Consider the following 26,887-nt stretch of genomic DNA (forward strand, 5'->3'; position numbering starts at 1 on the left):
TAGTGTTTAAAGAACTTTAGATTGCCGTATTTTTTTAATTTTGTTAAAGATGAGTGCTAAGAAGAAAAGAAGAAAATTAATACCTCAAAAACTTTTACATAAGTATCGTTTAGTTATTTTAAATGAAGATACATTTGAAGAGCGATATGCCATTAAGTTAACTCGGCTTAACGTTTTTGTGTTAACGTCTGTATCTTCAATTTTATTAATATTTTTTACCATTTTATTAATTGCCTTTACTCCATTAAGAGAATATATTCCAGGTTATTCTTCTACAGCATTAAAAAAGAAAGCGACAGTACTTACCTATAAAACAGACTCGTTACAGCAACAGATTTTAATTAATGAGAGCTATTATGCTTCAATACGAAAAGTACTTAAAGGTGATGTTACTGAAGTAAATTTTAATAGAGATTCAATTATTGAAGCAGCTAAAAATGATATTGACCTAACAGAGGTTTTTCCAAGCAGAGAAGATTCCTTATTACGAGAGAAAGTGGATAAAGAAGATAAGTACAACTTGTTTGAAACAGCGGTTTCAGAAACGGATTTTGTGCTATTTTCTCCTTTAAGCGGAACAATATCTGAAGGCTATAATATAGAAGACAAACATTATGCAGTAGATATTGTTGTACCCGAAAATACTCCAGTAAAAGCTACTGCTAATGGTACTGTTATTTTTGCAGAATGGACCGTAGAAACAGGTTACGTAATTATTTTAAAACATAGTAACGAGTTGATTTCTATATATAAACACAACGGAACAATAACTAAAGAACAAGGAGATTTGGTTAAAGCAGGTGAAGTTATTGCCATGTCAGGAAATACAGGTGAATTAACTACAGGGCCACATTTACATTTCGAACTTTGGAGTAAGGGATATCCCGTTAATCCAACAAATTTTATTGATTTTCAATAATGAAGTCATTTAAAGCAATTTTAGCAAAACCTTTTGCGAAACGTGTCGTAAAATCGATACAAAAATGGGCTTCAAAACCTGTTGAAGCTCAAGAAAAAGTGTTTCAAAATCTAATTACAGAGGCTTCTAATACCGTTTTTGGAAAAGATCACGATTTTATAAGTATTAACACTCATCAAGACTTTGTTAAACGTGTACCGATAAGAGATTATGAAGCCTTAAAGCCCTATATAGAACGTGTTGTTGATGGCGAGACAGATATTCTTTGGAAAGGAAAACCTATTTATTTTGCTAAAACATCTGGGACAACGTCAGGAGCAAAATACATTCCTATTACCAAAGAAAGTATGCCTAGTCATGTTGAAGCCGCACGTAATGCTATTTTAATGTATATTAACGAAACAGGCAATGCTAAGTTTGTAGATGGTAAGATGATCTTTCTTCAAGGAAGTCCTGTTTTAAATGAACAAAATGGTATTCAATTAGGGAGATTATCTGGGATTGTAGCACATTATGTGCCTAAATACCTTCAAAAAAATAGATTACCAAGTCTAGAAACCAATTGTATTGAAGATTGGGAGACAAAAGTGGATGCTATTGTTGAAGAAACCTTACCAGAAAATATGACCATCATTTCTGGTATTCCGTCTTGGGTGCAAATGTATTTTGAAAAGCTAATAGAGAAGACCGATAAAAAAGTCGGAGATATTTTCAAGAATTTTAATCTTTTTATTTTTGGAGGGGTCAATTACGAACCTTATCGCGCAAAGTTTGAGAACTTAATAGGGAGAAAGGTTGATAGTATAGAGTTATATCCTGCAAGCGAAGGGTTTTTTGCATTTCAAGACAAGCAAAATGAAAGAGGTATGCTTTTACAATTAAATTCGGGTATTTTTTATGAGTTTGTAGAAGCAGAACATTTTTTCGAAGATAATCCAAAACGAATAACGATTAAAGATGTAAAATTAGGTGTCAATTACGTGATGATTATTTCTACAAATGCCGGGCTTTGGGGCTATAATATTGGAGATACAGTAGAATTTACAAGTACTAAACCATACCGTGTCATTGTTTCGGGTCGAATAAAACATTTTATTTCTGCATTTGGTGAACATGTTATCGGTAAAGAAGTAGAACAAGCATTAAAAGAAGCTTGTGAACATATAGATGTTTCTATTAATGAATTTACTGTTGCTCCTAAAATCAACCCTGAAGAAGGTTTACCATATCATGAATGGTTTATAGAATTTGAAAATGAACCCAAGAGCATTTCAGAATTTATAGAAAACATAGATCAATCGCTTCAAAATCAGAATAGTTATTATAAAGATTTAATTGTTGGGAAAGTGCTTCAATCACTTAAAATCACAAAAGTTGAAAAAGATGGTTTTAAGAAATATATGAAGTCTATAGGAAAATTAGGAGGGCAAAATAAAATCCCTAGATTAGCGAATGACCGTAAAATTGCGGATGCTATAATCAAACAACAATTCGTTAAATAACATTATATTTGGAGGTTAAAGAATTATATGAGTAACCAAAAGAAAAAACACGAAAGAACAAGAGCCCAGGAAAGTTCTGGTGCTATTGAGCGTATGTATATCACTATGCGTCACTTGTTTAATCGTGGATTTTATAAACCGATGGGAGTTTCGGGAGAAACACTTAGAGAAGCATTGCTTTTACTTAGACCAGAAATTTATGGTTCTATTGCGGATGAGAAAGCAGAACTTGAAGGTTTATTGTATGTTATAGATCGTTTACCTATTGGTATTGAAGAATGTTCTTTTATTAACCTCACTAGTGATGAAGGCTATGGGGATTCTCATTTTAAAGCTATAATTCCCCCAAAACGACGACGAAATTGCTACCGCATTGATGATGAGCAAATGAATATTGAAATTACACGTGGACGCTCAGAAATCTATGACATATTAACACATCTCACATTTCTTTTTGTGGAATCTCATAAAATAAGTAAGCGTGTTGTAATCGATGATAAAGGTAAAACGATTAGAGATTGGGTTAAGCTTGAAAATGCGATTAAAACAAAGAAAAAATTATCACAAAAAGATCGGGAGATAGTAATAACACATATGGCTAATATTTTAGGTAGAACATTTAATGAATTATCTGAAATATACAATGACTTTGCTACTGAATCGCAACCAGAACGCTTATTAAATATAGTGTATTGGTTAGGCAAATTAGCTATAGAAGAAACTATAAATAATAACAAACGCACAGTAACATTTAGTCCTGTTTTGAGAGAGCGTTTAGGGCACCATATTCATGGTGAGATATGGGCAGATGAAATTAAATCAGTATTATACAAGCACAACTTATTAAGGAGGCCTATACATATTATAAGTGCAAATATGCATAGTGTAATGAATTCTTTATTTGCTACTACAGCTTTAAAAACTTCAAAAGAAAAAAAATCTATTTACGAAGTTTTTGAAGATTTAAGCAAACCCGAAAATCAGTCAATGAGAAGTAAGGTTGAAAAGTCAGCCATACAAAATGGTATGATTTACATAAAGGATACTTCTGGGGCAAATATTAATGTTCAGATTTTTGATACGGCAAAAATTGATTTTTCTAAAACAAACTTTAAACATTTAGAAGATGATATAAATAATAAAGCCGTTATATTTGTTATGGATTATGCGTTTGGTGAGCAAGCTTACGAAACTCTAGATGAGCTACTAAAGCCTGTAAATGTAAATAAAGAGCAAGTGCATTTAGATGTGAAGTCAATTTCAATAATGGGTAAAGCAGGTATTTTGCAAGGAGGAAAAGGAGATGTAATGGTTCCTTCAGCACATATCTTTGAAGGGACAGCTGATAATTATCCGTTTAAAAATGAATTGACTAAAGAAGATTTAAAAGATTGTGGCGTTGATGTTTATGAGGGTTCTATGATTACGGTTTTAGGTACATCTTTACAGAACAAAGAAATTTTAAAATTCTTTAAAAAATCGACTTGGAATGTCATTGGTTTAGAAATGGAAGGGGCGCATTATCAAAAGGCAATACAAGCCGCATCTAAAGTAAGAGGAAGTATTAATGAAGACGTAAAAGTAAGATACGCCTATTATGCTAGTGACAACCCATTAGAAACAGGCAGCACATTAGCATCAGGAGGTTTAGGTACATCAGGTGTTAAACCAACATATGTAATTACAAATAAAATTTTACAACAAATATTCAACAATTAAAAATATGAGTGAAGAGTTAAAACCAACACCGCAAAATGAAGAAGTAGATTTAGGGCAGTTGTTTAAGATGATTGGCAATATGTTTCAAAAGTTTTTTGATTTTATTGCAAAAATCTTCAAAGGTTTATTTCATGTTTTAATATTAATATTAGCCCACTTTTTTAAGCGTTTAAAATGGTATGCTTTGGCCGGATTTGTAGGTTTAGTTATTGGTTATTTTTTAGATAGGAGTTCAGATAAGCTATATGGAGCAAATATGTTCATTCAAACTAACTTTAACTCTGGATATCAAGTCTATGAAAACATAAAGAATTTAAATGAGCTAGCGACAGAAGAAGATGTTGTCAGAATTGCTGAAATTTTAAATATAGACACAACATATGCTTCTAAACTTAAAGGATTTTACATTGAGCCAGCTATAGATGAAAATGTTAGGTTTCAGATGTTTTCGAATTATAAAAAAGGATTAGATTCTATAGGTAGAGAAGAGGCTAAATATGATGTTTATGTTAGCTCGTTAAGTAACTATAATTTTAATAGACATAAAATAGGAGTTGCGTCTATTGATAAAAATATTTATCCTATGCTGGATACTACTTTTGTGAATGCAATTTCTAAAAATGAATATTTAAATGAGGTATTAAGAGTCAATCAAGATAACTTTGATAGACAAGATACCACCTTGATTAAACAGGAGAAAGAAATGGATAATTTAATTAAAAGTTATCTTGAGATACGTAATAAGGAGGCTGATAAAAAACCAATTCCGGGAGCAGGAACAAATATATCTTTAGGAGATGCCCAAAAGAATGAGTTATTAGTTAATGAAGCACCTTTAGTAAAGGAAAAACTTGAATTAGCGGCTAAAAGAAGAAGTATTGAGAAAGATAAAGTGACGCAAAAAAACATTATTTCTGTAATCTCCGATTTCCCAGTAACAGGGTATGATATACAAGAATGGCATCAAGATTTAAGGTTTTTAATGCCTGCAATATTTATAGGTGTTACTTTACTTCTATTTTCACTTATTGGCCTTAATAAGTTTGTGAAAGAATATGAAGGCATAAAATAAAAAAATCCGTGTGAATGTATTAATAACAGGTGGATTAGGTTTTATTGGATCTAATTTTATTGAATATTTCTTAGATAAATATGTTAATTATTCTGTTATCAATTTAGACAAGAATACTTATGCTGGGCATACTTCAAATTTAAAGAACGTTTCAAGCAGTCCTAGATACATTTATATTAAAGGAGATATCTGTGATAAAAATATAGTAAACAACTTATTCCAAGAATACAATTTTTCTAGTGTTATTCATTTTGCAGCTGAATCTCATGTAGATAATTCTATTGAAAATCCAGATGAATTTATAAACACTAATATTCATGGCACGTTTAATTTATTAAATAGCGCAAAAAGATATTGGATGGAAGCCCCTTTTCAATATAAAAAAGATCTAAATAATAATAGGTTTCACCATATATCAACAGATGAAGTTTACGGAACATTAGGCGCAAAAGGCTTATTTACAGAAAAGACACCTTATGCGCCAAATAGCCCTTATAGTGCTTCAAAGGCAGCTTCAGATTTTATTGTGCGAAGTTATTTTCATACCTACGGAATGAATGTTGTCACCACGAATTGTAGTAATAATTATGGCCCAAAGCAACATGATGAAAAGTTGATCCCAACAATTATTAGAAAAGCGTTAAACAATGAGTCAATTCCAATTTATGGAGATGGAAAAAATATTAGAGATTGGCTATATGTAGAAGATCATTGCATAGGAATAGACTTAGCATTTCATAATGGAAAGGCTGGAGAAACATATAATATTGGGGGCAATAATGAGAGAGATAATCTATACATTGCCAACAAAATATGTAATGTTCTTGATGAAATGAAACCTAAAACTCAATCTTATTCAAAACAGATTACATTTGTAAAAGATAGGCCTGGTCATGATTTTAGATATGCCATAGATGCTTCAAAAATTGAAAAGGAATTAGGTTGGAAAGCGAATGAAAATTTTGAAACAGGAATTTTAAAAACCATTAAATGGTATTTAAAAAAATATAATGTTTAATTTAAAAGAAATTTTCATTTATATAGAAATGAGAAAATAAATTTTTAATGAAAGGTATCATATTAGCAGGCGGTTCTGGCACAAGATTGCATCCTCTTACATTAGCTGTAAGTAAGCAACTAATGCCTATTTACGATAAGCCAATGATATATTACCCCTTATCAACATTAATGTGGGCTGGTATCAGAGAGATATTAATTATATCTACACCTCAAGACCTACCTTTATTCAAAAAGCTTTTAGGTAATGGCAAAAAATTAGGTTGTAATTTTAAATATGCCGTACAAGAAAAACCAAACGGTTTAGCAGAAGCATTTATTATTGGCGAAGAATTTATAGGGAACGATAAAGTTGCTTTAATATTAGGCGACAACGTGTTTCACGGCACAGGATTATCTAATTTATTACAAGAAAATAATAACCCTAATGGAGGCATAATTTATGCGTATCATGTTCATGATCCAGAGCGCTATGGCGTTGCTGAATTTGATAAAAAAGGAAATGTCATTTCGATAGAAGAAAAACCATTAAAACCCAAATCAAGTTATGCAATTCCAGGCATTTATTTTTATGACAACTCTATCGTAGAAGTAGCAAAAAGTATAAAACCTAGTGATAGAAACGAGCTTGAAATTACAGATGTCAATATAGCCTATCTTAAACAAGGAAAACTAAAAGTTAGTGTTTTAGATAAAGGAACAGCTTGGTTAGATACAGGGACATTTCAATCTTTAATGCAGGCGTCTCAATTTGTTCAGGTTATTGAAGAACGCCAAGGCTTAAAAATAGGTGCTATTGAAGAAGCGGCCTATTGTATGGGCTATATTAATGATTCTCAACTAAAAGAATTAGCGACACCATTAATTAAAAGCGGTTATGGGAAGCACTTGTTAAGTTTATTAGCTAAGAAATGAGTATTAAAGAGACAGGCTTATTGGGTTGTTTTGTAATTCAACCAGAAATTTTTAATGACACCAGAGGTTATTTTTACGAAACATTTAATCAAAAACGATTTAATTCTAAATTAGGACTCAATATTCATTTTGTTCAAGATAACGAATCGTTATCTTCTAAAGGGGTTTTACGTGGATTACACTATCAAAAAGGCGAATATGCCCAAGCTAAATTAGTAAGAGTCGTAAAAGGAAGTATTTTAGACGTAGCTGTAGACATAAGAGAAGGTTCTAAAACTTTTGGACAACATTTTTCAATAGAACTTTCCGAAGAAAATAAAACACAATTATTTATACCAAAAGGATTTGCCCATGGGTTTTTGGTTTTGGAGGATAATACTATTTTTAGTTATAAATGTGATAATTATTATAATAAAGCTTCTGAAGCAGGCATAATATATAATGACCCCGATTTAAATATAGATTGGAAACTAAAAAAAGACAAGCTTATACTTTCTGAAAAAGACACGATTTTACCACATCTTAAGAATGCTCAATTTTAATTGCTTATAGCTATGAAAACCATTTTAGTTACAGGTAAAGATAGTCAGCTTTCACAATGTATTCAAGATATAAAAAATCAATATCCAAAGCTTAACTTTATTTTTAAATCATCAAAAGCTTTAGACATTACCAACAATGATCAGTTAGAATTATTTTTCAACACAAATACTATTGATTATTGTATTAATTGTGCGGCATATACAGCAGTTGACAAAGCCGAAATTGAAAAGGAAAAAGCAACAAAGGTTAATTTTGAAGGAATCAAAAATTTAGTAAATATTTGTAATGAAGCTAATGCTACGCTGATACATATTTCAACGGATTTTGTGTTTAACGGTAATTCTAAAAAACCATACCTAGAAACAGATAAAACAGACCCTATAAATGTATATGGAAAAACTAAGCGCAAAGGCGAGTTAAAGGTCATAGAAAACTCGCAAAAATATTTCATAATAAGAACGTCCTGGTTGTATTCTGAATATGGAACTAATTTTTTAAAGACAATGTTAAAATTATCGAATCAAAAAGATAAAATAGATGTTGTTAATGATCAAATAGGAAGCCCTACTTACGCTAAAGACTTAGCTGAGGTAATTTTAAAGTTTATCGATTTAAACATTTTGAATTATGGCATTTACAACTATAGTAATTCAGGAGAAATAAGTTGGTATCAGTTTGCTAAAACTATTTTTAAAATCTTGAATATTAGTATTAAAACAAATTCTATTTCTTCCAAAGATTATAAAACTTTAGCCAAGAGACCTGATTACAGTGTGTTAAATACTAATAAAATAAGACAGGTTTTTGATATAGATATACCTAATTGGGAAATAAGCCTCAAAAAAGCAATATCAAATTTAAATGAATAGTAATTTACAAATAGCTATAGAAGCTGCACTAGAAGCAGGAGAAGCTATAATGAAAATTTATGATTCTACAATTTCAGTAGAATATAAAGAGGATGATTCACCACTAACTGAAGCAGATAAAAAAGCTAATGATATTATAAACAGGTATTTATTAAAAACAAATATCCCTGTTATTAGTGAAGAAAACAGACAAATTGATTTTTCTATAAGAAAAAACTGGAATAAATGTTGGATTGTAGACCCTCTTGATGGCACAAAAGAGTTCATAAAACGTAATGGAGAATTTACAGTTAATATTGCCTTAGTTAAAAATGGTATTCCAGAATTAGGTGTTATATACGTCCCAGCTACCAAAGTATTGTATTTTGGAGAGGTAAAACAAAATTCAAGTTTTAAAGTAGAGTTAAATACGCATCAAGAATCTTTGGAAAACATTTTCAATAAAAAAATTGTCATAAAAGCAGCTGAAACTAATTCAAATTTAATACGCATTGTGGGTAGTCGTTCGCATATGAATCAAAAAACCAGTGATTTTATAAACGCACTAAAAACTGAAGACAATAATGTCGAGATCGTATCTAAAGGGAGTTCTCTAAAATTCTGTTTGATAGCAGAAGGGTTGGCGGATATTTACCCGCGTTTTGCACCTACTATGGAATGGGACACAGCAGCAGGTCAGGCTATATGTAATGCCGTTGACTTCAATGTAATATCTCAAGAAACTAACGAACCACTTTTATACAATAAAGAGAATCTTCTAAATCCATATTTTATAGTTTCTTAAGGAGAAGTCAGATAGAGATTAGTTATTTTAGCTAGAGTAATTAAAAAGAATTAATGAAAAAAAATGTTTTGGAACATAATTTTAAGATTCTTAATAAAGATCGAGTAAAAATAAATGGACATAAACCGTTATTAATATGGTTCACTGGCCTATCAGGTTCTGGTAAATCAACTATAGCAAATCTTTTAGAACAAGAACTTTATAAAAAAAGAATACACACATATGTTTTAGACGGTGACAATATTAGAAAGGGCATTAATAAAGACCTTACTTTTTCGCCAGAGCATAGAACTGAAAACATAAGAAGAGTTGCTGAGGTTGCACATTTAATGATGGATGCAGGCTTGGTTGTTTTAGCAGCTTTTATTTCACCATATAAAGAAGATAGAATAGCCATTAAAAATATAGTTAAAGAAGACAATTTTGTAGAAGTTTACATAAATACTAGTCTTGAAGAATGTGAACGTAGAGATGTGAAAGGGTTATATAAAATGGCTCGTAAAGGTGAGATTGAAGATATGACAGGAATATCATCACCTTATGAAGCACCAGAACACCCTAATATTGAAATAAAAACAGAAAAACAAACACAACAGCAGGCAACAGAAATGATATTAAAATATATTCAACCTAAACTAAAAATATAATATGAGCAGGTATTATCTAAGCTATATGGATGAGCTGGAGAGTGAAGCTATTTTTGTACTACGAGAAGTTTGGGCTCAATTTCAGAACCCTGTAATATTATTTTCTGGCGGTAAAGATTCTATTTTGGTTGCACATTTAGCTAAAAAAGCATTTTATCCTTCAAAAATTCCTTTTTCATTCCTTCATATAGATACGGGACATAACTTTCCTGAGACTATAAAATTTAGAAATGAGATTATCAAAGGTTTTGGAGCAGATTTAATTGTAGGATCTGTTCAAGAAGCAATTGATGATGGTCGAGTGGCTGAAGAAAAAGGAAAGCGGGCAACGCGCAATACACTTCAAATAAACACATTGCTAGATGCTATAGAATTAAACAATATTGATTGTGCTATTGGCGGAGGGCGAAGAGATGAAGAAAAGTCTAGAGCTAAAGAACGCTTCTTTTCCCATAGAGATGATTTTGGTCAGTGGGATCCTAAAAACCAACGCCCTGAACTTTGGAATATTTTTAATGGAAAATGTTTTGAAGGAGAACACTTTAGAGTTTTCCCGATAAGTAATTGGACAGAAATGGATGTTTGGAATTATATAAAACGAGAAAACATTTCTATTCCTTCACTTTATTTTGCGCATGAGCGCGAAGTTATTTGGAGACAGAATAGTTGGATTCCTAATTCAGAATTTCTAACACTTGATGAGAATGAAGAAGTAGTAACAAAAAAAATCCGATTTAGAACCTTAGGGGATATTACCATTACAGGAGGAATAGAGTCCGATGCTGATACTTTAGAAAAAATAGTAGATGAAGTATCTACGATGAGACAAACAGAAAGAGGGAATAGGAGTGATGACAAACGCTCAGAATCGGCAATGGAGGATAGAAAACGTCAAGGGTATTTTTAATATAGTTTTATATAATAAAAGATGATAGATAATAATCAGTTATTGCGTTTCACAACAGCAGGTAGTGTAGACGATGGTAAGAGCACTTTAATAGGACGATTACTTTATGACTCAAAGTCTATTTTTGAAGATCAATTAGAGGCTATAGAGAACACGAGTCGTAAAAAAGGATACGATGGAGTAGATTTAGCATTGTTTACTGATGGATTAAGAGATGAGCGAGAACAAGGCATAACTATAGACGTTGCTTATAGATACTTTACAACCCCAAAACGTAAATTTATAATAGCAGATACACCGGGTCATATTCAATATACAAGAAATATGATAACAGGAGCTTCTACGGCAAACGCAGCTATTATTTTAATTGATGCTAGAAATGGCGTTATTGAACAAACAAAGCGACATACTTTTATTGCGTCTTTATTGCAAATATCTCATGTTATTGTATGTATCAATAAGATGGATTTAGTAGATTTTTCAGAAGATATTTTTAATAGAATAACAACAGAGTTTGAAGAAATTTCTTCTAAAATGATTGTTAAAGACGTGAGGTATATTCCAATCAGTGCTTTGTGTGGTGATAATGTAGTCAATAGATCTAAAGAGATGCCTTGGTATCAAGGAGCACCACTTTTACATACTTTAGAAACCATTCATATTAGCAGTGATATAAATAAAATTGATGCGAGATTTCCTATACAAACTGTTATTAGACCTCAAGATGAAAACCATAGAGATTATAGAGGTTATGCAGGTCGAATAGAAAGTGGTGTTTTTAGAGTAGGAGATAAAGTAACTATAATGCCTTCTGGGTTTACTTCAAAAATAAAAACAATAGACACTTATAACAGAATGATAAGAGAAGCTTATGCACCCATGTCTGTTTCCATGACTTTAGAAGATGATATTGACATCAGTAGAGGCGATATGATTGCCCGTTCTAATAATCAACCTCAGGTTACACAAAATATAGAAGCCATGTTGTGCTGGCTAAATGATGAGAATGCTAAACCTAGAGCGAAGTATATTATAAAACATACCTCTAATGATCAAAAGGCAATGATTACAGAAATTGTTTACAAAATTGACATTGAATTTTTAAATAGAATAAGTGATGATAAAACTTTAAAAATAAACGATATTTGTAAAGTTAAAATTAGAACAACAAAACCCTTAATGGTCGATAGTTATCGTGAAAACAGAACAACAGGTTCTTTTATTCTTATCGATGAAATGACCAATGAAACAGTTGCTTCAGGGATGGTTGTTTAATCGAATTTAAAGTAGGAGAGCTTTTTTAGTTTAAGATTTAAAATGTAAATAAAATATTCTAATTTTACACCTCCATATAATTTAATATGAATAAAAAAAAATCTAATTTAATTGTATTTGGCACAAGACCAGAAGCTATAAAAATGGCGCCACTTGTAAAAGAATTTCAAAAAAATAATGATTATTTCGAAACAAAAGTTTGTATAACGGCTCAACATAGAGAAATGTTGGATCAGGTTCTTGATTTTTTTGAAATCACTCCAGATTATGATCTTGATTTAATGAAACCAAATCAAAACCTATATTCACTTACAGCAGATATTATAACAAACTTAAAACCAATTTTAGAAGAATTCAAACCAGACTATGTATATGCTCATGGAGATACCACGACAACGATGGCAACAAGTATTGCTGCATTTTACAGTGGGGCTAAGGTTTGTCATGTAGAAGCAGGGCTGAGAACATTTAACAAACGATCTCCATTTCCAGAAGAGATTAATAGAAGTATAGCGGGAAGAATTTCGGACTATCATTTTTCTCCGACAGAGACATCAAAACAAAATTTACTTGATGAGAATATATCAAAAACAGATATATTAGTAACTGGAAATACTGTGATTGATGCATTACAGTTTAGTGCAAAAAAAGTAACATCTTCAAGTTTTCAAAATGAAGAAATTGAAAACTTGAAGGGGGTTGTTGACTATAAAAAGAAATTAATATTAGTAACGGGGCATCGAAGAGAAAACCACGGTCAAGGTTTTATTAACATATGTTCAGCGCTAAAACAGATAGCTAGTAATAACCCAGATGTCCAAATTGTTTATCCTGTTCATTTGAATCCAAATGTTTTAAAACCAGTATATGAATTACTTGATGGAATAGATAATGTGCAATTGATTGCACCATTGTCATATCCATCATTTGTATGGTTAATGGAAAAATCATATTTAATTATTACAGACAGTGGGGGTGTTCAAGAAGAAGCACCAAGTTTAGGAAAGCCAGTATTAGTAATGCGGGATACAACAGAAAGACCAGAAGCTGTAGAGGCAGGAACTGTTGTTTTAGTTGGGACGGACAAAAACAAAATAATAGAAGAGGCTGAGCGCTTACTGACTGACAGTACAGCTTATAATAATATGAGCAGGTTACATAATCCATATGGAGATGGTAAGGCGTGTAATAGAATTGCTAGTTTTATCAAAAATTTATAGAACAAGATTTTTTAATTTAATTGAAGAGAATGAATCAACCAGAAGTAGTCATGATAGGCTTGGGGTATATAGGCTTACCAACGGCAGCCTTAATAGCTCAAAACAAAACTTATGTTCATGGTGTAGATATTAACCCAAAAGTAGTAGATATTATTAATGAGGGAAAAATACATATTGTTGAACCAGAATTAGATATTGCTGTGGCAGATGCAGTTAAAAACGGCTATTTAAAAGCCGGAACAACTCCTGTTGAGGCCAAAACATATTTAATAGTCGTGCCGACACCTTTTAAGGCAAAGAATGAGCCGGATATTTCATTTGTAGAAGCAGCGACAAGAGCTGTTCTTCCTTTATTAAAAGAGAACGATTTATATATTATAGAATCAACATCTCCTATTGGAACGACTGAAAAAATGATGAATCTTATTTATTCAGAACGACCAGAATTAATAAAGAAACTCTATATTGCTTATTGTCCAGAACGAGTCCTTCCTGGAAACGTAATGTATGAACTAGTCCATAATGACAGGGTTATTGGAGGCGTGGATGATGGATCTACAGAAAAAGCAATTGATTTTTATAAACAATATATAAAAGGCGACTTACATAAGACAAATGCTCGTACAGCAGAAATGTGTAAATTAGTTGAGAATTCTTCAAGAGATGTACAAATTGCATTTGCAAATGAACTTTCTTTGATATGTGATAAAGCAGATATTAATGTATGGGAGCTAATAGAATTAGCTAATAAACATCCAAGGGTAAATATTTTGCAACCTGGTTGTGGAGTCGGTGGACACTGCATAGCGGTAGACCCGTATTTTATAGTTTCAGATTATCCTATGGAATCTAAAATTATTGGAGCGGCTCGTGAAGTAAATAATTACAAGTCTTTTTGGTGTGCAGAAAAAGTACAAACAGCTAAGTTAGAATTTGAATTAAAGTACGGACGAAAACCAAGTATTGCTATAATGGGATTAACGTTTAAACCCAATATTGACGATTTAAGAGAATCTCCAGCAAAATACATTGCTCAAAAAGTATTACAAAAGTCTAATAATGAGGAGTGCTTTATTGTAGAGCCAAATATTACTGACCATAAAGTATTTAAATTAACAGAATATAAAGAAGCTGTTGAAAAAGCCGATATTATTGTATTTTTAGTGGCACATGATGAGTTTAAAACCTTAGAAATTTCTTCAGCTAAAATAGCTTTAGATTTTTGTGGTGTATTTAAACAAAAAATTTAAAGGTATGAAGAGATTATTATTTATAATAGTATCAATGTTTGTTTTTTCTTGTACTAGTCTACAAAAGGAGTACGATACACATTTAAAAAATGGTTTAGAAACATATCCAAATGCTAGAGATGTTGATTTAAACTTTATTCATGGACTTTCAATGAAAAAGGTTGCTTTTATTAAAAAAAATAAAGACGAGAAAATGCTAATTATTAGACTTAATGATGATGCCTTAGCTTTAGATGTAGAAAAGTATTCTTTAGCCGTGAAGACCTTTTTAGATAAAAATAAATATAAAGAGTTACTTAAAGATAAAGAATATATTTCAACACCTATAAAACCCAGTTTAATTACTGTTAATAGCTTTAAATATATTGAAGTTCCATACTCTTTGGATGTGAAAAGAATAGAGAAAATAGAATTTTTCTTATTTGACAGGGATAAGTTTAGAAAGGTTTTAAGTAAACCAATTACTATTAGTAATATGGGAATTTAAAATGAAGATTAATAATAAAAATTTATTAAATCTAATTTTTGGAGTTTTTGCTAAATTGTTTTCTGGATTAAAATTAGCCTTATTAGGAATCATTATAGCGAGGTATTTAGGGCCTAAAGATTTTGGTGTCTTTAGTTATGTTATAAGTTTAGTAACATTGTTTACTGTTTTTGCTGAGTTTAGATTGCAGAGCATTTTAGTAAGAGATTTTTCAGAAAAAAAGATTAAAAAAGAAGTATTACTAGGAAGTGCATTAAAAATATGCCTGTTTTTTGCAACAGCAGGTTATATTTTACTTTCAATTGTTGTTTTTTTATTAGACGATGAGAATATTATAAAATATTTTGTTCTTATTTATGGATTAAGTTATTTTTTCCAAATTTTCAGATTTTTAAGAGCTTTTTTTATTAGTAAATTATTAAATAAAATAATAATTAGAGCAGAATTGCTTACCGCTTTAATAATTCTTTTAACCGGTATTTTATTTATTTATTGTGAATTGTCTATAGACTATTTTATCATTTTAAGAGTTTTTGATGTTTTTCTTTTTTCGGCTATTTTAATATTTTTATATACAATTTCAGAGGGCTCTGTTTTTAAATGGAAAGATAATGTTCTTGTTAGAAAACAATTAATAAAAGATTCATTTCCTTTAGTACTTTCGGGTATAGCCGTTGTTATTTTTAATAGAGTAGATCAGATTATGCTTAAACATTTTATAAATGATTATGCTGTTGGTCAATATTCCGCAGCCGTATCAATTACAGGTATTATATCATTTATACCTATTGTTTTATCAGAATCAATAACTCCAACTTTGATTTCGAAAAGAATGTTAAGTAAGAAAAATTATAATTTAAATAGACAAGCATTTTCAAACGTAATTATATGGGGAAGTTTAGTATTATCTATAATTGTAATGCTATTATCTCCAATAATAATAAACATATTGTATGGTAAAGAATATTACCCTGCTATTGAAGTAATGAAGATTTTCGCTTTTAAAGGGCTTTTTGTTGCAATGGGAGCCGTTGCTGCTCAAATTATGATAATTGAAGCCGTACACCAATTAGCTTACATAAAAAGTGTTGTTGGCGGTGTCGTAAATATAATATTTAATTATATCTTAATTTTAAAATTAGGTATGATTGGTGCTGTTTGGGCATCGCTACTCGCTTTTTTTTTCTCTTCTTACATAACACATTATTTTATAAAAAGATATCGTTATATCTTTTGGATCCAAACAAAAAGTCTGTTTTTTGGCTGGTATTACTTAGTTAGAGATGTAAAAACATTAGCAAATATTAAAAATTAAAAAATGCAATTTTTTAAAAACCACTCGTTAAAAAACTATAATACATTTGGAATAGATATTAAAGCTAACACTTTTTTTTCTTTTCAAAATGAAGATGAGTTAATCCTTTTTTTAGAAAAAGAAAACGTAGCTAATACACCTTACTTTATTTTAGGAGGAGGAAGTAACGTTTTGTTTAAGAGCTTTTTCCCAGGATTAATATTGCATTCTAGAATGGAAGATATACAAGAATTAAGTCAAGACAAAGAATCTATAATATTAAGAGTAGGTTCTGGTTTGGAGTGGGATAAGTTTGTAGAATACTGTGTTGATAATTCTTATTATGGAATAGAGAATTTGTCTTTAATACCAGGGAACGTAGGTGCTGCTCCAGTTCAAAATATAGGAGCTTATGGTACAGAGGCAGATGAAGTAATTGAAGGGGTAAGTGCTTACGATTTAAAAACAAATAAAAAGGTCTATTTAAATAAAGAGGAATGTTGTTTTTCTTATAGAAATAGTGTTTTTAAAAAACCCCCTTATAAAAGCTATATAATAACTACTGTAGATTTTAAACTTTATAAAATACCACCACACAAGAGAAAAATTATAAACAATAAAGGGTTTTTTTTTTTAAGATACGCAAAGCATTATAAGGAATTATTGATAGATTTTTTTAAAGCAATAAAAACACTAAAAATAAACGTTAAAAAAAGAGCGGTTAGTGTAGATTATAGATTACTTAAAAAACTACTTGAAAACTCCGGTTTTATCTCTCTTAAAAAAGTAAGACGAACTATTATTAATAAAAGAAATTCTAAAATACCAAGCCCTAAAACTATTGGAAATGTTGGTAGTTTTTTTAAAAACCCAATAGTAGACCTTAATTTGGCTAATGAAATTAAAGAGGAGTATTCTAGTGCGATTATTTATCCTTTAAATGAAACGCACGTAAAAATATCTGCAGGTTGGTTAATTAAACATACAGGTTGGCTTAATAAGCAGGAAGATAATGTAGGCTTATACAAAGACCAAACGCTTATTATTGTTAATAGAGGAAATGCTACGGGTGATGAAATTTATAATTATTCTGAGCGTATTGTAGAATCTGTTTTCAAAAAATTTAAAATTAAGTTAGAAAGAGAAGTTGTAGTTCTTTAAATATATATATATGTTATTTAATTCTATAGAATTTTTATTGTTTTTTCCAATAGTAGCTATTGTTCTTTTTATAATACCTAAAAAAACGCAATGGTTGTGGTTGTTATTGTCTAGCTACTATTTTTATATTAGCTGGAACCCCAAATATGCATTGTTAATCCTAACATCTTCATTAATTACTTTTGTAACTAGTTTGCTTATAGCAAAAGCAAATACTGTTAGTAAGAAGAAAATGTTGATTTTTATCAGTTTTTCTTCAAATCTTGCCATTTTATTCTTTTTTAAATATGCTAATTTTACATTAGAATTAGTTAATAAACTGTCTGTTAATTTTGGTATGGATGTAAATGTGCTCAGATTAGATTATTTGTTACCTGTAGGTATTTCATTTTATACATTCCAAGCTTTAAGTTACACAGTGGATGTTTATAGGGGGGATATTAAGCCAACTAAACACTTTGGTAAATACGCCCTTTTTGTATCGTTTTTTCCTCAATTAGTTGCAGGACCAATAGAGAGAACTACCAATCTATTGCCTCAATTCGACAGAAAAGTCTCTTTTAATTATAACCGAATGAGAGATGGATTAATGCTTGTTGCATGGGGCTTCTTTAAAAAAATAGTTATTGCAGATAGGGTTGCTGTAATTGTAGATCAAGTATATAATAATCCAATAGCAGGTGATGGATTCGGATCTTTAATAGCAATGCTGTTGTTTTCTGTTCAAATTTATTGTGATTTTTCCGCTTATACAGATATTGCTATTGGTATTGCTCGTATAATGGGATTCGATTTAAAAAAGAATTTTGATAATCCATATATTGCGCAATCTATAACCGAATTTTGGAGACGTTGGCATATTTCTCTATCGACTTGGTTTAGAGATTATTTGTATATTCCTTTAGGAGGAAACAGGTATGGTAAAACACGTATGCTGCTTAATCTTTTTATAGTGTTTTTAGTTAGTGGTTTATGGCATGGTGCTGCTTTAACTTTTGTTATTTGGGGAGCTTTACATGGTGTATTAGTTGTTTTTGAAAAAGTATATTATAAAACACAGCAAAAAACATATGCTAAGTTAGGGTGGAATACCAATAAGCTTTCTTTTAAACTATATAGAATACTTATTACGTTTGCTTTAGTTACTATTGCTTGGGTGTTTTTTAGAGCTGATTCTTTTTCTTCAGCAATAGATCTTTTAGTAAGCTTAAAAAAGATAGAATTAAACAACTTTTTTAATGGTAAAATATATGAATATGGCTTATTAGAACCAGAAGTTAGGATAACATTAGTAAGTATTATTCTTTTATTTACGGTAGAAATTTTAAACATTAAGTTTAATATTAAAAAAGGTGTTTTTAGACAAAACATTGTTTTAAGGTGGTCTATATATTTTTTAATTATTTTCTTTTTATTAATCTTTGGATATTATAACAATGAACAAGCAAATTTTATCTATTTTCAGTTCTAAATTATATAGAATATTGGCCTTTCTATTACTATTTGTAGTTCTTACAAATACTGTTTTAAGTCGATTTGTTAAACCAGATAGTGATGAAACATTAGCAATAAATTTGCAAACTATTAAAAAACAAAAATTCGATGTCGTTTTTATGAGCAACTCGTATTTATTTACAGCTTATGATCCGCTATTGTTAAATAGTTTAACAGGTCTTACTTCTATACATTTAGGGACATCTGCACGAAGACTATGCTTCGAGCCATTTATATTAAAACAAATACTTAGAGAACAAAAACCTAAGTTGGTTGTCATTGATATTTCAAGTACTACTATTGTAGCTCCTGATTCAGATCACTCTTGGTTTTTTAATAATAAGGCTATAGCTAATTTTAATGTTTCGTTGGATAAAGTCAAACTTTTAAAAAGCATAATTCCAGAAGATAAAAATGATATATGGTTACAAAGCCTTTCTAAGACTTCTAGAGTTTTATATAATATAACAACAGAAGAAGAACTAAAATATTACCAAACAGAAAAGAATTTAATTATAGGTAAGGTTTTTGGTTATGATACTAGAGTGAAACAGAATTTAAAAAAATTAAAATCTAGCAAGAAGGATTTTGATAAACTATATCTGAAAACTCCTGGCAATACGGTAACAAAATATAATGTAATAGATGAAACAAGCATTGCAAAGATTCAAGAATTGCTTGATATTGCAGAAGAGCATTCAGGTATTCAGTTTTTATTTATTAATAATGTTAAACTTGATGCAAGTAAAGAGAATAAATCCTCTATAAGCGTAATAAAGAATAAAGTGAAACCATACAAAAACGCTAAGGTTTTAGAGTTAAATACAAAAGAGACAAAAAAAGAATTAGATTTAAAATTCACAGACTTTCATGATCCTGGCCATGTTATGCAGTCAGGCTCAATAAAAGTAACCTCTTATTTTTCCGATTATTTAAAACAAAATTATGATTTTGTTAACTCTAAGATGTTTGATAATACGCCTTATGTCTTTAAAATTAAAGGAAGTAAAGATGTTCTTAAAATTAAAGATATAAAAGTATTATTTGCAGATGATTATAGTACAGATATTAGAGTTTTAATAGATTCAATGCCAAGAGATTTTAAAGAGGTAAATACAATATTAAGTATTTTTCCTAAAGAAAAATACAAACATTTATTAGAAGATAAATCTAAAAAAAATAAATGGAAATCTGATAATGCTTACCGCAAATTTAAAAATTACTTACAAACAAAAAATGGTTATGTAGGTAAGCTTAATAGTTGGTCTAAATTAAAACCAGAGCATATAGACCGTGTTGAGGTTAAATTTTCAGGAGGAGATATAACAACAGAAACTAAGATATTAGATTTAAATAAAGTAAATATTTTTCAAGTAAAATAATTATGAAAAAAACATATATAATTACATTTCAACATGTTCTTAACTATGGAGCTGTGTTACAAGCATACGCTTTAGCTAAGTTTTTAAATGAAAATGAAATAGAGACTGAAGTTTTAGATTACAGACCCAGTTATTTTGTTTACCAAACGTATAGACCAAGAAAAGGGTTAGGTAAAACATATAATAAGTTTTTAAAAAATATTCGCTTTTATAAATTTAGAAGAAACTTTTTGCCACTTACAAAAAAAATCTTTTTTAATACTAATGCTTTAAAATCTTTTTTCAAAACATCTTCAGGCACTTTTATTTGTGGGAGTGATCAAGTTTGGAATTCACAGTTAACAAAAGGAAAACTAGATACAGGTTATTTTTTAGACTTTTTACCTAAAACAGCTAAAAAAGTAGCTTATGCGGCAAGTATGGGCAATAGCGCCTTTAAGGAAAGTGATAGAAGCGAAACGAAGCGATTATTAAAAAACTTTAACACTATATTGGTGCGTGAAGATTTTGCGCAAGATCAGGTGTCTAAAATAACAAATAATGAGTGTGCTTCAGAAATAGTAGTAGATCCTACATTATTAATACAAGATTATAGTGAGGTTTTAGACTTTTCTTTGGTTCCAGATCACCCTTATTTAGTTTCTTATTTAACAGAAGATAGTAAACCTGTTAGAGAATATATAAATAAAATAAAGGAAATGACGGGATTACCTCTTATTAATTTAGGTCATCATGAAATTAAAGAAGCCGATAAGAATTATTTGTATGAGTCTCCATCAAAATGGTTGGGTGTGTTTTCTAAAGCAACAATAGTTTGTACAAATTCTTTCCATGGGAATGCATATTCTTTAATTTTTAAACGAAATTTTACAGTTTTTACACGAGTTACAAAAAAGCAATTAAATAGAAGGCAACTTACTTTGTTAGAACGTCTTGGAATAGAAGATAGATTTATCTCTCGTATAGAAGATTTAAAAGACTTACATTTAGAGCCTATAAATTATAATAAAGTTAGTCCTAAATATAATGATTTAGTTAATTTGTCTAAAAGAAAATTATTGAATGCACTAAGAGAAAATATATAAACTATTTATGAAATTAATACAAAAATCATATAAATATTTAGTTGTATTAATTTATTTAAGTTTTGCTTTTGATTCACTTTTAAAAATTAATATAGGAATTAAGATCCATATAGGAATATTATCAATAATAGTTCTAAATATAGGCTATTTTTTTCTAGTAGGGTTTAAGAAAAAAATCAAGTTATTAAAACTTGATCAATGGCTAATTTTATTCACAATATATGTACTTATAAATGGATTAGTTAAAGTTGGAATTGATAGTTTGTTTATCTTTCTCTATTTATTCTTAGCCCTAAATGTATATTTCTTTGTTAAAGTTAATTTTAAAACCTTTACAAAAAAGGTGTTTTATACTTTTCAAATATTATTAATAGTAACAGGACTAACACAGTTATTACTAGTTTGGATTTTTGACTATCAATTAAGTTTTTTAGATATAGCGCATTATGATAAAGGTAGTTCTGTAAGCTTAAGGCTTAGAGGGTTTTTTGTAGAACCAAATTGGTTTGCAATTGCCTTTACTTTTAATACATTTTTATTAATCAAAAATGACATTTTTACCTTTTTTAAAAGGCATATTACACTATCTGTTTTTACAACATTGGTTCTTTTACTTAACGGTTCTTTTGGCACATTAATTATATTAGTTTTTACTTATGGATACCAATACTTAAAAAAGAACATAGTAATTGGCTTATTCTTAGTTTTAATAGGAGGGTTTAGTTTTTATTTAATTTTGGAAAAGCGATCCGAATTTAAAAAAGGGAAGAGCGGGATTGAACTTTTTAATTATTATTCTAGAACAGAACCTTTTAAACGCGTTAATGCTTATTTTGATAAACAGCCTGTTTCTAAAAGAGTTTTTGGAGAAGGATTTGGGTCGTGGGCGTCTCAAGGAGTGATTCATCGTTTAAGTGTTTTAAATTACAAAATAAGACCTCATGCAAGAGATTCTAGTGAATTACATGTTTTTTTATTCGAAATAGGACTTTTTGGCACATTTCTTTTCTTCTTAGATATTTTTAGTTTGTACAGAAATAACTTAAAGTCTAATTATTATATTAGTGGAGCAATTACACTTTTTATTGTTTGTTTTTTATTATATCCTATTTTTAAGTTTTTAATGTATATGATATATTATTTCATATTTAGGGCTTTGATTCAAAAAAATAAGAAAGAATTTTTATTAGAAAGAGAAGATGATTAGAAAAAAAACAGATAAAGCTTTAGTTTTTTTGCTAAACCATATGAATTATGGTGGTTGTCAAAAAATAGTTTTTGATTTACTAAGTGGTGTTTATGAATCTTTTGATGTTGTTTATTTAATAGCTGAAAAAGGATATTATAGTGATTTATTAATCAAAACCACCTCAATTCAATTTATTGATAGAACTAATATTTCAATATTTGGGGTTGTAAAAGAAATACAAAAAATACAAACCAAATGCCCTAGCCTTATTTTACATACTCATAATAGAATAGATATACTATTTAAGTATACCTTGAGAAAAAGCGACAATCACTTACATACTTTTCATAGTGCTTATTTAAATAAAAATTATTTATATAAATTTATAAAACCAGAAAAAGCAATTAGCATCTCTAAGACTGTCAAAGATTATTTAAACAAATATAATATTGACAATGAAATGATTTATAATGGAATAAGTATAAATAATTCTAAACCATATTGTAAAACAAAAGAATTAGATATTCCTAAAATTTTATATATTGGAAGGTTAAGTAAAGAAAAAGGGTTTGATAATATTTTAAAAGCTTTATTAACTTATAAAAGTAATCAGTTTAATCATATACAGTTTGATGTTATTGGTGAAGGAAAGAATGTTGAAGAATACAATAAAATGATAGTAAATTCTGGAGGAAATTTAAAAATGAATTTGAAAGGGTACAGACCTAATCCTTGGGATAATATTAATGAGTATGATTTATTAATAATTCCTTCATATTTTGAAGGTTTTTGTTTAGTAGCTGTAGAAGGTGCCTCAATAGGAATCCCTATATTAAGTAATGATATATTAGCTTTAAGAGAAGTTCTGGACTTTTCACAAGATTCAAACTTTTTTAATATTCAAGATTTAAATTCTATACACACAACAATTTTTAAAAGTTTAACAGAGATATCGATTCAAAGAGAATTAGCTCTTAATAATGCAGAGAGAATAAAAAATAAATTTTCCAAAGAAAAAATGCTTTTAAATTACCTAAGAATCTATGAAACATTTAGTTAGTAATGATGAATATTGGTTCAATGTATTATTTGCTTTAGTACCTACATCTTTACTTTTTTCACCAGCAGCTAGTAGTATTTTATTATTCGTTTTAGTTTTCTGGTCTATCATTAATTTTTTTTTTCTAGAAAAGCTGCCTCTTGAGTTGCCTTTAGGTTATAAAGTCCTGTTTTGTTTTTACTTTTTATTTTTGATTTTACATATTACAAGCCTTTTTTATACGGAAGATATATCAAGAGCTTTTTCTTTATTAAGAAAAAGGGTTCCATTATTATTAATTCCAGTCATATTTTATATGAATTTTAAGTATATAGATTTTAAAACCTTATTAAAAACATATGTTTATGTAGTTTTAGCTGCGGCAATTTTCACAATATTTAATTCTTTTTATAGCATATATTTAAATAATGAATCTTTAGAAACATTTTTCACATATTACTTAAGGTACTTCTATATTAGCTTTATGCCCTATGAAATGCATCCTAGTTATTTTGGTATTTTATTATGTTCTTCGTTAGCAGTGCTGTTAAATAATACGGTTAAATCTATTACTCTTTCTGTGTTATTCTGTGTTATTTTAGTTTTTAATATTTATTTGATTTCAAGTCAGATGATAACTTTTATTTGCATAATGCTATTTTTGTTTTTTATCTTAAAAAAAGCTAAAGAGTTTTTTAACAAGGTTTTGTATAAAAGTTTTTTAATTTTATTGCTAATATTATCTCTAATATTAGTCTTTAATGGAAAGTTTGTAACAAAGGCGATTGTAAATATATTTGAGATTCATAATAATAGTAATATTTTTTATAGAGCCTCTCACTTTTTTGAACAAGGAGACATTACAAGAAGAAAAAATTGGGAATCTGCATATAATGTAATAAATGACAATTTAATATTTGGGGTAGGAATAGGTGATGGAATTAATGAAATGCAAAAATTTAGAGAAAAGAGAACTTGGATTTATACAGCTAGATTAAATGCTCATAATCAATTTTTAGAGGAACTTGTTCACTTTGGAATTATAGGTTTTGTTTGTTTCATATCATTGCTTTTTATTGTATTTTATTTATCAAAAGAAGATTTGTTTCACTTAAGTATTTTTTTCATTTTGTTTTGTATAATGTTTACCGAGTCCATCTTAAATAGGCAAGTAGGAGTGATTGTGTTCTCTTTTTTGATGAGTTTTCTTGTTTTTAATAATTTAAATAAAATAAATGATTAGAAACGAAGGGGTTAAAGTGGAGGGTAATATAATTTTAATTTATTTTATTTGTCAGATAGCGTTAGATTTTCTTCAGAAAATAAATGTAAATTTTAATTTAGAATTACTTCCTTTTCATAGATATATAAAAGCGGTGTTTTTAACTTATATATCTATTAAAATTTTAATAGATATAAAGTTTTTTCTCAAGAAAAAATTGCTTCTATATGTATTTATTTTATTAGGCCTTTTTTTGTTTTCAATAAATTATACTGAAGCAAGAATTGAATACTTTATTCAATATAGCTATCTTTATGGAGTAGCATTATTCTATTTAAAATACGACATAGATCATATAAGATTAAAAAAAATCATTAAGACACTGATTATTATAAATTTCTTATTTATAATAATAGGGATGATCTTTAATCAATCACTATTCTTAACTTATGGTCATCTTCGTTTTGGTTATGACGGATTTATTATAACACAAATGCAAGCTACTGTATTTTATTTGTCAATTATTGCATATTTTGCATACTTAAGAAATCTTTTTTTTTTTATAATAGCTTTTATTTGTGGTATATTATGCGGGACAAAAGCGATCTTTTTAGGTGTTCTAGTTTTGGTTATTTTATTCTATGTTTTTGATATAAGAAATAAAAAATTTCGTTATATAACTTTAATTGTTTCTGGTATTTCTATTTTTGGTTTGATTTCGTTATTTCAAACGAGTTTATTCAAGCTTATCGTAGAGAGAGACGGACTTTTTACGATGGTTTTTTCTTATCGTGACAAATTACTTTTGAAAACGTTTGAAAGCATAAAAGAAGCTTATTCAGTATTAGATTTTTTAATTGGAGGTTACGACTTATCTATTTATAAAACAGAATTAGATCTCATTGACATCGTTCTTTTTTTTGGTATAATTGGCTTATGTATATACATATTGATCTTTAAATTTTTGTATAAGTATTACTGTATTTCTAATGAGTCTAAAGCTTATTTTATTACAATTATAATAGTATCATTTTTAGGAGGTAATATTATAGCATATCCGTTTAATTCATTTTTATTTTTAACAACATTAAAGCTAATATATGATAGAAGAAATAATTATTCTTAATACACACATTCACAATTTAACAATAGAAGAAACTTTAAGTATTGTAGATAATACAATAATTAAAGGAAATCAAATACATCATTGCGTTGTTAATGCAGGGAAAATAGTAGCTATGCAAACCGATTTGCAACTAAGACAGAGTGTTAATGAGAGTGATTTAATTAATGCAGATGGGCAAGCAGTAGTTTGGGCTTCAAAAGTATTGGGAAAACCATTAAAAGAGCGTGTAGCAGGTATAGATCTAATGATCAATCTTGTAGAATTAGCACATAAAAAAAACTATAAAGTCTTTTTCTTTGGTGCTAAGGAAGACATTGTTAAAACAGTTGTAGATAAATATACAGAACAATACTCTTCAAATATCTTAGCGGGATATAGAAATGGCTATTTTAAAAAAGAAGAACAACAAGATATAGCAAAAGAGATTGCTAATAGTGGTGCAAATATTTTGTTTGTAGCTATTAGCTCCCCTAAAAAAGAGAACTTTTTGTATGAGAACAAAGCTTTATTAAAAAAGGTAAATCTTGTAATGGGAGTTGGCGGAAGCTTCGATGTTGTTTCGGGAAAGGTTAAACGTGCCCCCTTATGGATGCAAAATGTTGGCTTAGAATGGTTTTACAGGTTATCTCAAGAACCTAACCGTATGTGGAAACGCTATTTAGTTGGCAACAGTAAATTTATTATCTTGGTTATTAAAGAACGTTTTGGTCTTTAATAGAGACTTGCTTTCAAACAATTTGTGTCCACATAGATTTATATTACCTTTGAC

25 protein-coding genes are annotated in these 26,887 nt (G+C 29.1%); all 25 read left to right on the forward strand.

Going from position 1 to position 26,887, the window contains the following annotated elements; translation table 11 throughout:
* Positions 1 to 49: 49 nt before the first annotated feature.
* The 25 genes from K8Z87_RS02590 (at position 50) to K8Z87_RS02710 (ending at position 26,833) form a co-directional block, all read left to right on the forward strand.
* The gene (locus K8Z87_RS02590) at positions 50 to 919 is read left to right on the forward strand and encodes a M23 family metallopeptidase (RefSeq protein WP_227475912.1); all 870 of its coding nucleotides are present in this window, start codon (positions 50 to 52) and stop codon (positions 917 to 919) included.
* Positions 919 to 2,421 (forward strand): GH3 auxin-responsive promoter family protein, encoded by a 1,503-nt coding sequence (locus K8Z87_RS02595; RefSeq protein ID WP_227475913.1) that lies wholly within the window; start codon positions 919 to 921, stop codon positions 2,419 to 2,421. The genes K8Z87_RS02590 and K8Z87_RS02595 overlap by 1 nt, the downstream gene beginning before the upstream one ends.
* 27 nt (positions 2,422 to 2,448) lie before the next feature.
* Positions 2,449 to 4,140 (forward strand): DUF6909 family protein, encoded by a 1,692-nt coding sequence (locus K8Z87_RS02600; RefSeq protein WP_227475914.1) that lies wholly within the window; start codon positions 2,449 to 2,451, stop codon positions 4,138 to 4,140.
* Positions 4,141 to 4,144: 4 nt separating this feature from the next.
* Positions 4,145 to 5,212 (forward strand): hypothetical protein, encoded by a 1,068-nt coding sequence (locus K8Z87_RS02605; RefSeq protein WP_227475915.1) that lies wholly within the window; start codon positions 4,145 to 4,147, stop codon positions 5,210 to 5,212.
* 10 nt (positions 5,213 to 5,222) lie between these two features.
* Positions 5,223 to 6,230 carry a dTDP-glucose 4,6-dehydratase gene (gene rfbB, locus K8Z87_RS02610; RefSeq protein ID WP_227475916.1) on the forward strand — a complete coding sequence of 336 codons (1,008 nt, stop codon included), beginning with the start codon at positions 5,223 to 5,225 and terminating at the stop codon, positions 6,228 to 6,230.
* A 47-nt stretch (positions 6,231 to 6,277) separates the two neighbouring features.
* Positions 6,278 to 7,144, forward strand: coding sequence for a glucose-1-phosphate thymidylyltransferase RfbA (gene rfbA / locus K8Z87_RS02615; RefSeq protein ID WP_227475917.1), 867 nt, complete (start codon positions 6,278 to 6,280; stop codon positions 7,142 to 7,144).
* Positions 7,141 to 7,686, forward strand: coding sequence for a dTDP-4-dehydrorhamnose 3,5-epimerase (rfbC, locus tag K8Z87_RS02620; protein WP_227475918.1), 546 nt, complete (start codon positions 7,141 to 7,143; stop codon positions 7,684 to 7,686). The genes rfbA and rfbC overlap by 4 nt, the downstream gene beginning before the upstream one ends.
* A 12-nt stretch (positions 7,687 to 7,698) precedes the next feature.
* Entirely contained in the window at positions 7,699 to 8,556 is an 858-nt protein-coding gene (rfbD, locus tag K8Z87_RS02625) for a dTDP-4-dehydrorhamnose reductase (protein ID WP_227475919.1), read from the forward strand.
* Entirely contained in the window at positions 8,549 to 9,340 is a 792-nt protein-coding gene (cysQ, locus tag K8Z87_RS02630) for a 3'(2'),5'-bisphosphate nucleotidase CysQ (RefSeq protein WP_227475920.1), read from the forward strand. Before rfbD ends, cysQ begins: the two co-directional genes overlap by 8 nt.
* A 53-nt stretch (positions 9,341 to 9,393) precedes the next feature.
* On the forward strand, positions 9,394 to 9,987 hold the full coding sequence (cysC, locus tag K8Z87_RS02635; RefSeq protein ID WP_227475921.1) for an adenylyl-sulfate kinase: 594 nt from the start codon (positions 9,394 to 9,396) through the stop codon (positions 9,985 to 9,987).
* Between the two features lies 1 nt (position 9,988).
* On the forward strand, positions 9,989 to 10,894 hold the full coding sequence (gene cysD / locus K8Z87_RS02640; protein ID WP_227475922.1) for a sulfate adenylyltransferase subunit CysD: 906 nt from the start codon (positions 9,989 to 9,991) through the stop codon (positions 10,892 to 10,894).
* Positions 10,895 to 10,915: 21 nt separating this feature from the next.
* Positions 10,916 to 12,169: a sulfate adenylyltransferase subunit 1 gene (locus tag K8Z87_RS02645; RefSeq protein WP_227475923.1), complete on the forward strand. Its 1,254-nt coding sequence runs from the start codon at positions 10,916 to 10,918 to the stop codon at positions 12,167 to 12,169.
* Between the two features lie 86 nt (positions 12,170 to 12,255).
* The gene (gene wecB, locus K8Z87_RS02650) at positions 12,256 to 13,389 is read left to right on the forward strand and encodes a non-hydrolyzing UDP-N-acetylglucosamine 2-epimerase (protein WP_227475924.1); all 1,134 of its coding nucleotides are present in this window, start codon (positions 12,256 to 12,258) and stop codon (positions 13,387 to 13,389) included.
* Between the two features lie 29 nt (positions 13,390 to 13,418).
* Positions 13,419 to 14,639 (forward strand): UDP-N-acetyl-D-mannosamine dehydrogenase, encoded by a 1,221-nt coding sequence (wecC, locus tag K8Z87_RS02655; protein ID WP_227475925.1) that lies wholly within the window; start codon positions 13,419 to 13,421, stop codon positions 14,637 to 14,639.
* Between the two features lie 4 nt (positions 14,640 to 14,643).
* A complete protein-coding gene (locus K8Z87_RS02660) occupies positions 14,644 to 15,126 on the forward strand; it encodes a hypothetical protein (RefSeq protein WP_227475926.1) in 483 nt (160 codons plus the stop codon).
* Position 15,127: 1 nt separating this feature from the next.
* On the forward strand, positions 15,128 to 16,441 hold the full coding sequence (locus K8Z87_RS02665; RefSeq protein WP_227475927.1) for a flippase: 1,314 nt from the start codon (positions 15,128 to 15,130) through the stop codon (positions 16,439 to 16,441).
* 3 nt (positions 16,442 to 16,444) lie between these two features.
* Positions 16,445 to 17,581, forward strand: coding sequence for an FAD-binding protein (locus K8Z87_RS02670; RefSeq protein WP_227475928.1), 1,137 nt, complete (start codon positions 16,445 to 16,447; stop codon positions 17,579 to 17,581).
* Positions 17,582 to 17,591: 10 nt separating this feature from the next.
* A complete protein-coding gene (locus K8Z87_RS02675; protein WP_227475929.1) occupies positions 17,592 to 19,052 on the forward strand; it encodes an MBOAT family O-acyltransferase in 1,461 nt (486 codons plus the stop codon).
* Positions 19,018 to 20,457 carry a hypothetical protein gene (locus tag K8Z87_RS02680; protein WP_227475930.1) on the forward strand — a complete coding sequence of 480 codons (1,440 nt, stop codon included), beginning with the start codon at positions 19,018 to 19,020 and terminating at the stop codon, positions 20,455 to 20,457. The genes K8Z87_RS02675 and K8Z87_RS02680 overlap by 35 nt, the downstream gene beginning before the upstream one ends.
* Before the next feature lie 2 nt (positions 20,458 to 20,459).
* Positions 20,460 to 21,542 carry a polysaccharide pyruvyl transferase family protein gene (locus K8Z87_RS02685; protein WP_227475931.1) on the forward strand — a complete coding sequence of 361 codons (1,083 nt, stop codon included), beginning with the start codon at positions 20,460 to 20,462 and terminating at the stop codon, positions 21,540 to 21,542.
* A gap of 7 nt (positions 21,543 to 21,549) precedes the next feature.
* Positions 21,550 to 22,749 carry a hypothetical protein gene (locus tag K8Z87_RS02690; RefSeq protein ID WP_227475932.1) on the forward strand — a complete coding sequence of 400 codons (1,200 nt, stop codon included), beginning with the start codon at positions 21,550 to 21,552 and terminating at the stop codon, positions 22,747 to 22,749.
* Positions 22,742 to 23,791: a glycosyltransferase family 4 protein gene (locus tag K8Z87_RS02695; RefSeq protein WP_227475933.1), complete on the forward strand. Its 1,050-nt coding sequence runs from the start codon at positions 22,742 to 22,744 to the stop codon at positions 23,789 to 23,791. The genes K8Z87_RS02690 and K8Z87_RS02695 overlap by 8 nt, the downstream gene beginning before the upstream one ends.
* Positions 23,775 to 25,013: an O-antigen ligase family protein gene (locus tag K8Z87_RS02700; protein ID WP_227475934.1), complete on the forward strand. Its 1,239-nt coding sequence runs from the start codon at positions 23,775 to 23,777 to the stop codon at positions 25,011 to 25,013. Before K8Z87_RS02695 ends, K8Z87_RS02700 begins: the two co-directional genes overlap by 17 nt.
* Positions 25,006 to 26,118: a hypothetical protein gene (locus tag K8Z87_RS02705; protein ID WP_227475935.1), complete on the forward strand. Its 1,113-nt coding sequence runs from the start codon at positions 25,006 to 25,008 to the stop codon at positions 26,116 to 26,118. The genes K8Z87_RS02700 and K8Z87_RS02705 overlap by 8 nt, the downstream gene beginning before the upstream one ends.
* On the forward strand, positions 26,093 to 26,833 hold the full coding sequence (locus K8Z87_RS02710) for a WecB/TagA/CpsF family glycosyltransferase (RefSeq protein ID WP_227475936.1): 741 nt from the start codon (positions 26,093 to 26,095) through the stop codon (positions 26,831 to 26,833). The genes K8Z87_RS02705 and K8Z87_RS02710 overlap by 26 nt, the downstream gene beginning before the upstream one ends.
* The last annotated feature ends 54 nt before the right edge of the window (positions 26,834 to 26,887 follow it).

Source organism: Winogradskyella immobilis (genome assembly GCF_021887715.1).
Lineage (GTDB): Bacteria > Bacteroidota > Bacteroidia > Flavobacteriales > Flavobacteriaceae > Winogradskyella > Winogradskyella immobilis.

What these genes read in the sequence shown, in the direction of transcription:
- K8Z87_RS02645 (WP_227475923.1), top strand. Translation starts at nt 10,916, where the DNA reads ATGATAGATAATAATCAGTTATTGCGTTTCACAACAGCAGGTAGTGTA.
- K8Z87_RS02705 (WP_227475935.1), top strand. Translation starts at nt 25,006, where the DNA reads ATGATTAGAAACGAAGGGGTTAAAGTGGAGGGTAATATAATTTTAATT.
- K8Z87_RS02710 (WP_227475936.1), top strand. Translation starts at nt 26,093, where the DNA reads ATGATAGAAGAAATAATTATTCTTAATACACACATTCACAATTTAACA.
- K8Z87_RS02680 (WP_227475930.1), top strand. Translation starts at nt 19,018, where the DNA reads ATGAACAAGCAAATTTTATCTATTTTCAGTTCTAAATTATATAGAATA.
- K8Z87_RS02590 (WP_227475912.1), top strand. Translation starts at nt 50, where the DNA reads ATGAGTGCTAAGAAGAAAAGAAGAAAATTAATACCTCAAAAACTTTTA.
- wecC (WP_227475925.1), top strand. Translation starts at nt 13,419, where the DNA reads ATGAATCAACCAGAAGTAGTCATGATAGGCTTGGGGTATATAGGCTTA.
- K8Z87_RS02600 (WP_227475914.1), top strand. Translation starts at nt 2,449, where the DNA reads ATGAGTAACCAAAAGAAAAAACACGAAAGAACAAGAGCCCAGGAAAGT.
- K8Z87_RS02700 (WP_227475934.1), top strand. Translation starts at nt 23,775, where the DNA reads ATGAAACATTTAGTTAGTAATGATGAATATTGGTTCAATGTATTATTT.
- cysQ (WP_227475920.1), top strand. Translation starts at nt 8,549, where the DNA reads ATGAATAGTAATTTACAAATAGCTATAGAAGCTGCACTAGAAGCAGGA.
- cysD (WP_227475922.1), top strand. Translation starts at nt 9,989, where the DNA reads ATGAGCAGGTATTATCTAAGCTATATGGATGAGCTGGAGAGTGAAGCT.
- K8Z87_RS02675 (WP_227475929.1), top strand. Translation starts at nt 17,592, where the DNA reads ATGTTATTTAATTCTATAGAATTTTTATTGTTTTTTCCAATAGTAGCT.
- wecB (WP_227475924.1), top strand. Translation starts at nt 12,256, where the DNA reads ATGAATAAAAAAAAATCTAATTTAATTGTATTTGGCACAAGACCAGAA.
- K8Z87_RS02685 (WP_227475931.1), top strand. Translation starts at nt 20,460, where the DNA reads ATGAAAAAAACATATATAATTACATTTCAACATGTTCTTAACTATGGA.
- K8Z87_RS02665 (WP_227475927.1), top strand. Translation starts at nt 15,128, where the DNA reads ATGAAGATTAATAATAAAAATTTATTAAATCTAATTTTTGGAGTTTTT.
- K8Z87_RS02670 (WP_227475928.1), top strand. Translation starts at nt 16,445, where the DNA reads ATGCAATTTTTTAAAAACCACTCGTTAAAAAACTATAATACATTTGGA.
- cysC (WP_227475921.1), top strand. Translation starts at nt 9,394, where the DNA reads ATGAAAAAAAATGTTTTGGAACATAATTTTAAGATTCTTAATAAAGAT.
- K8Z87_RS02660 (WP_227475926.1), top strand. Translation starts at nt 14,644, where the DNA reads ATGAAGAGATTATTATTTATAATAGTATCAATGTTTGTTTTTTCTTGT.
- K8Z87_RS02595 (WP_227475913.1), top strand. Translation starts at nt 919, where the DNA reads ATGAAGTCATTTAAAGCAATTTTAGCAAAACCTTTTGCGAAACGTGTC.
- K8Z87_RS02690 (WP_227475932.1), top strand. Translation starts at nt 21,550, where the DNA reads ATGAAATTAATACAAAAATCATATAAATATTTAGTTGTATTAATTTAT.
- rfbD (WP_227475919.1), top strand. Translation starts at nt 7,699, where the DNA reads ATGAAAACCATTTTAGTTACAGGTAAAGATAGTCAGCTTTCACAATGT.
- K8Z87_RS02605 (WP_227475915.1), top strand. Translation starts at nt 4,145, where the DNA reads ATGAGTGAAGAGTTAAAACCAACACCGCAAAATGAAGAAGTAGATTTA.
- rfbA (WP_227475917.1), top strand. Translation starts at nt 6,278, where the DNA reads ATGAAAGGTATCATATTAGCAGGCGGTTCTGGCACAAGATTGCATCCT.
- K8Z87_RS02695 (WP_227475933.1), top strand. Translation starts at nt 22,742, where the DNA reads ATGATTAGAAAAAAAACAGATAAAGCTTTAGTTTTTTTGCTAAACCAT.
- rfbC (WP_227475918.1), top strand. Translation starts at nt 7,141, where the DNA reads ATGAGTATTAAAGAGACAGGCTTATTGGGTTGTTTTGTAATTCAACCA.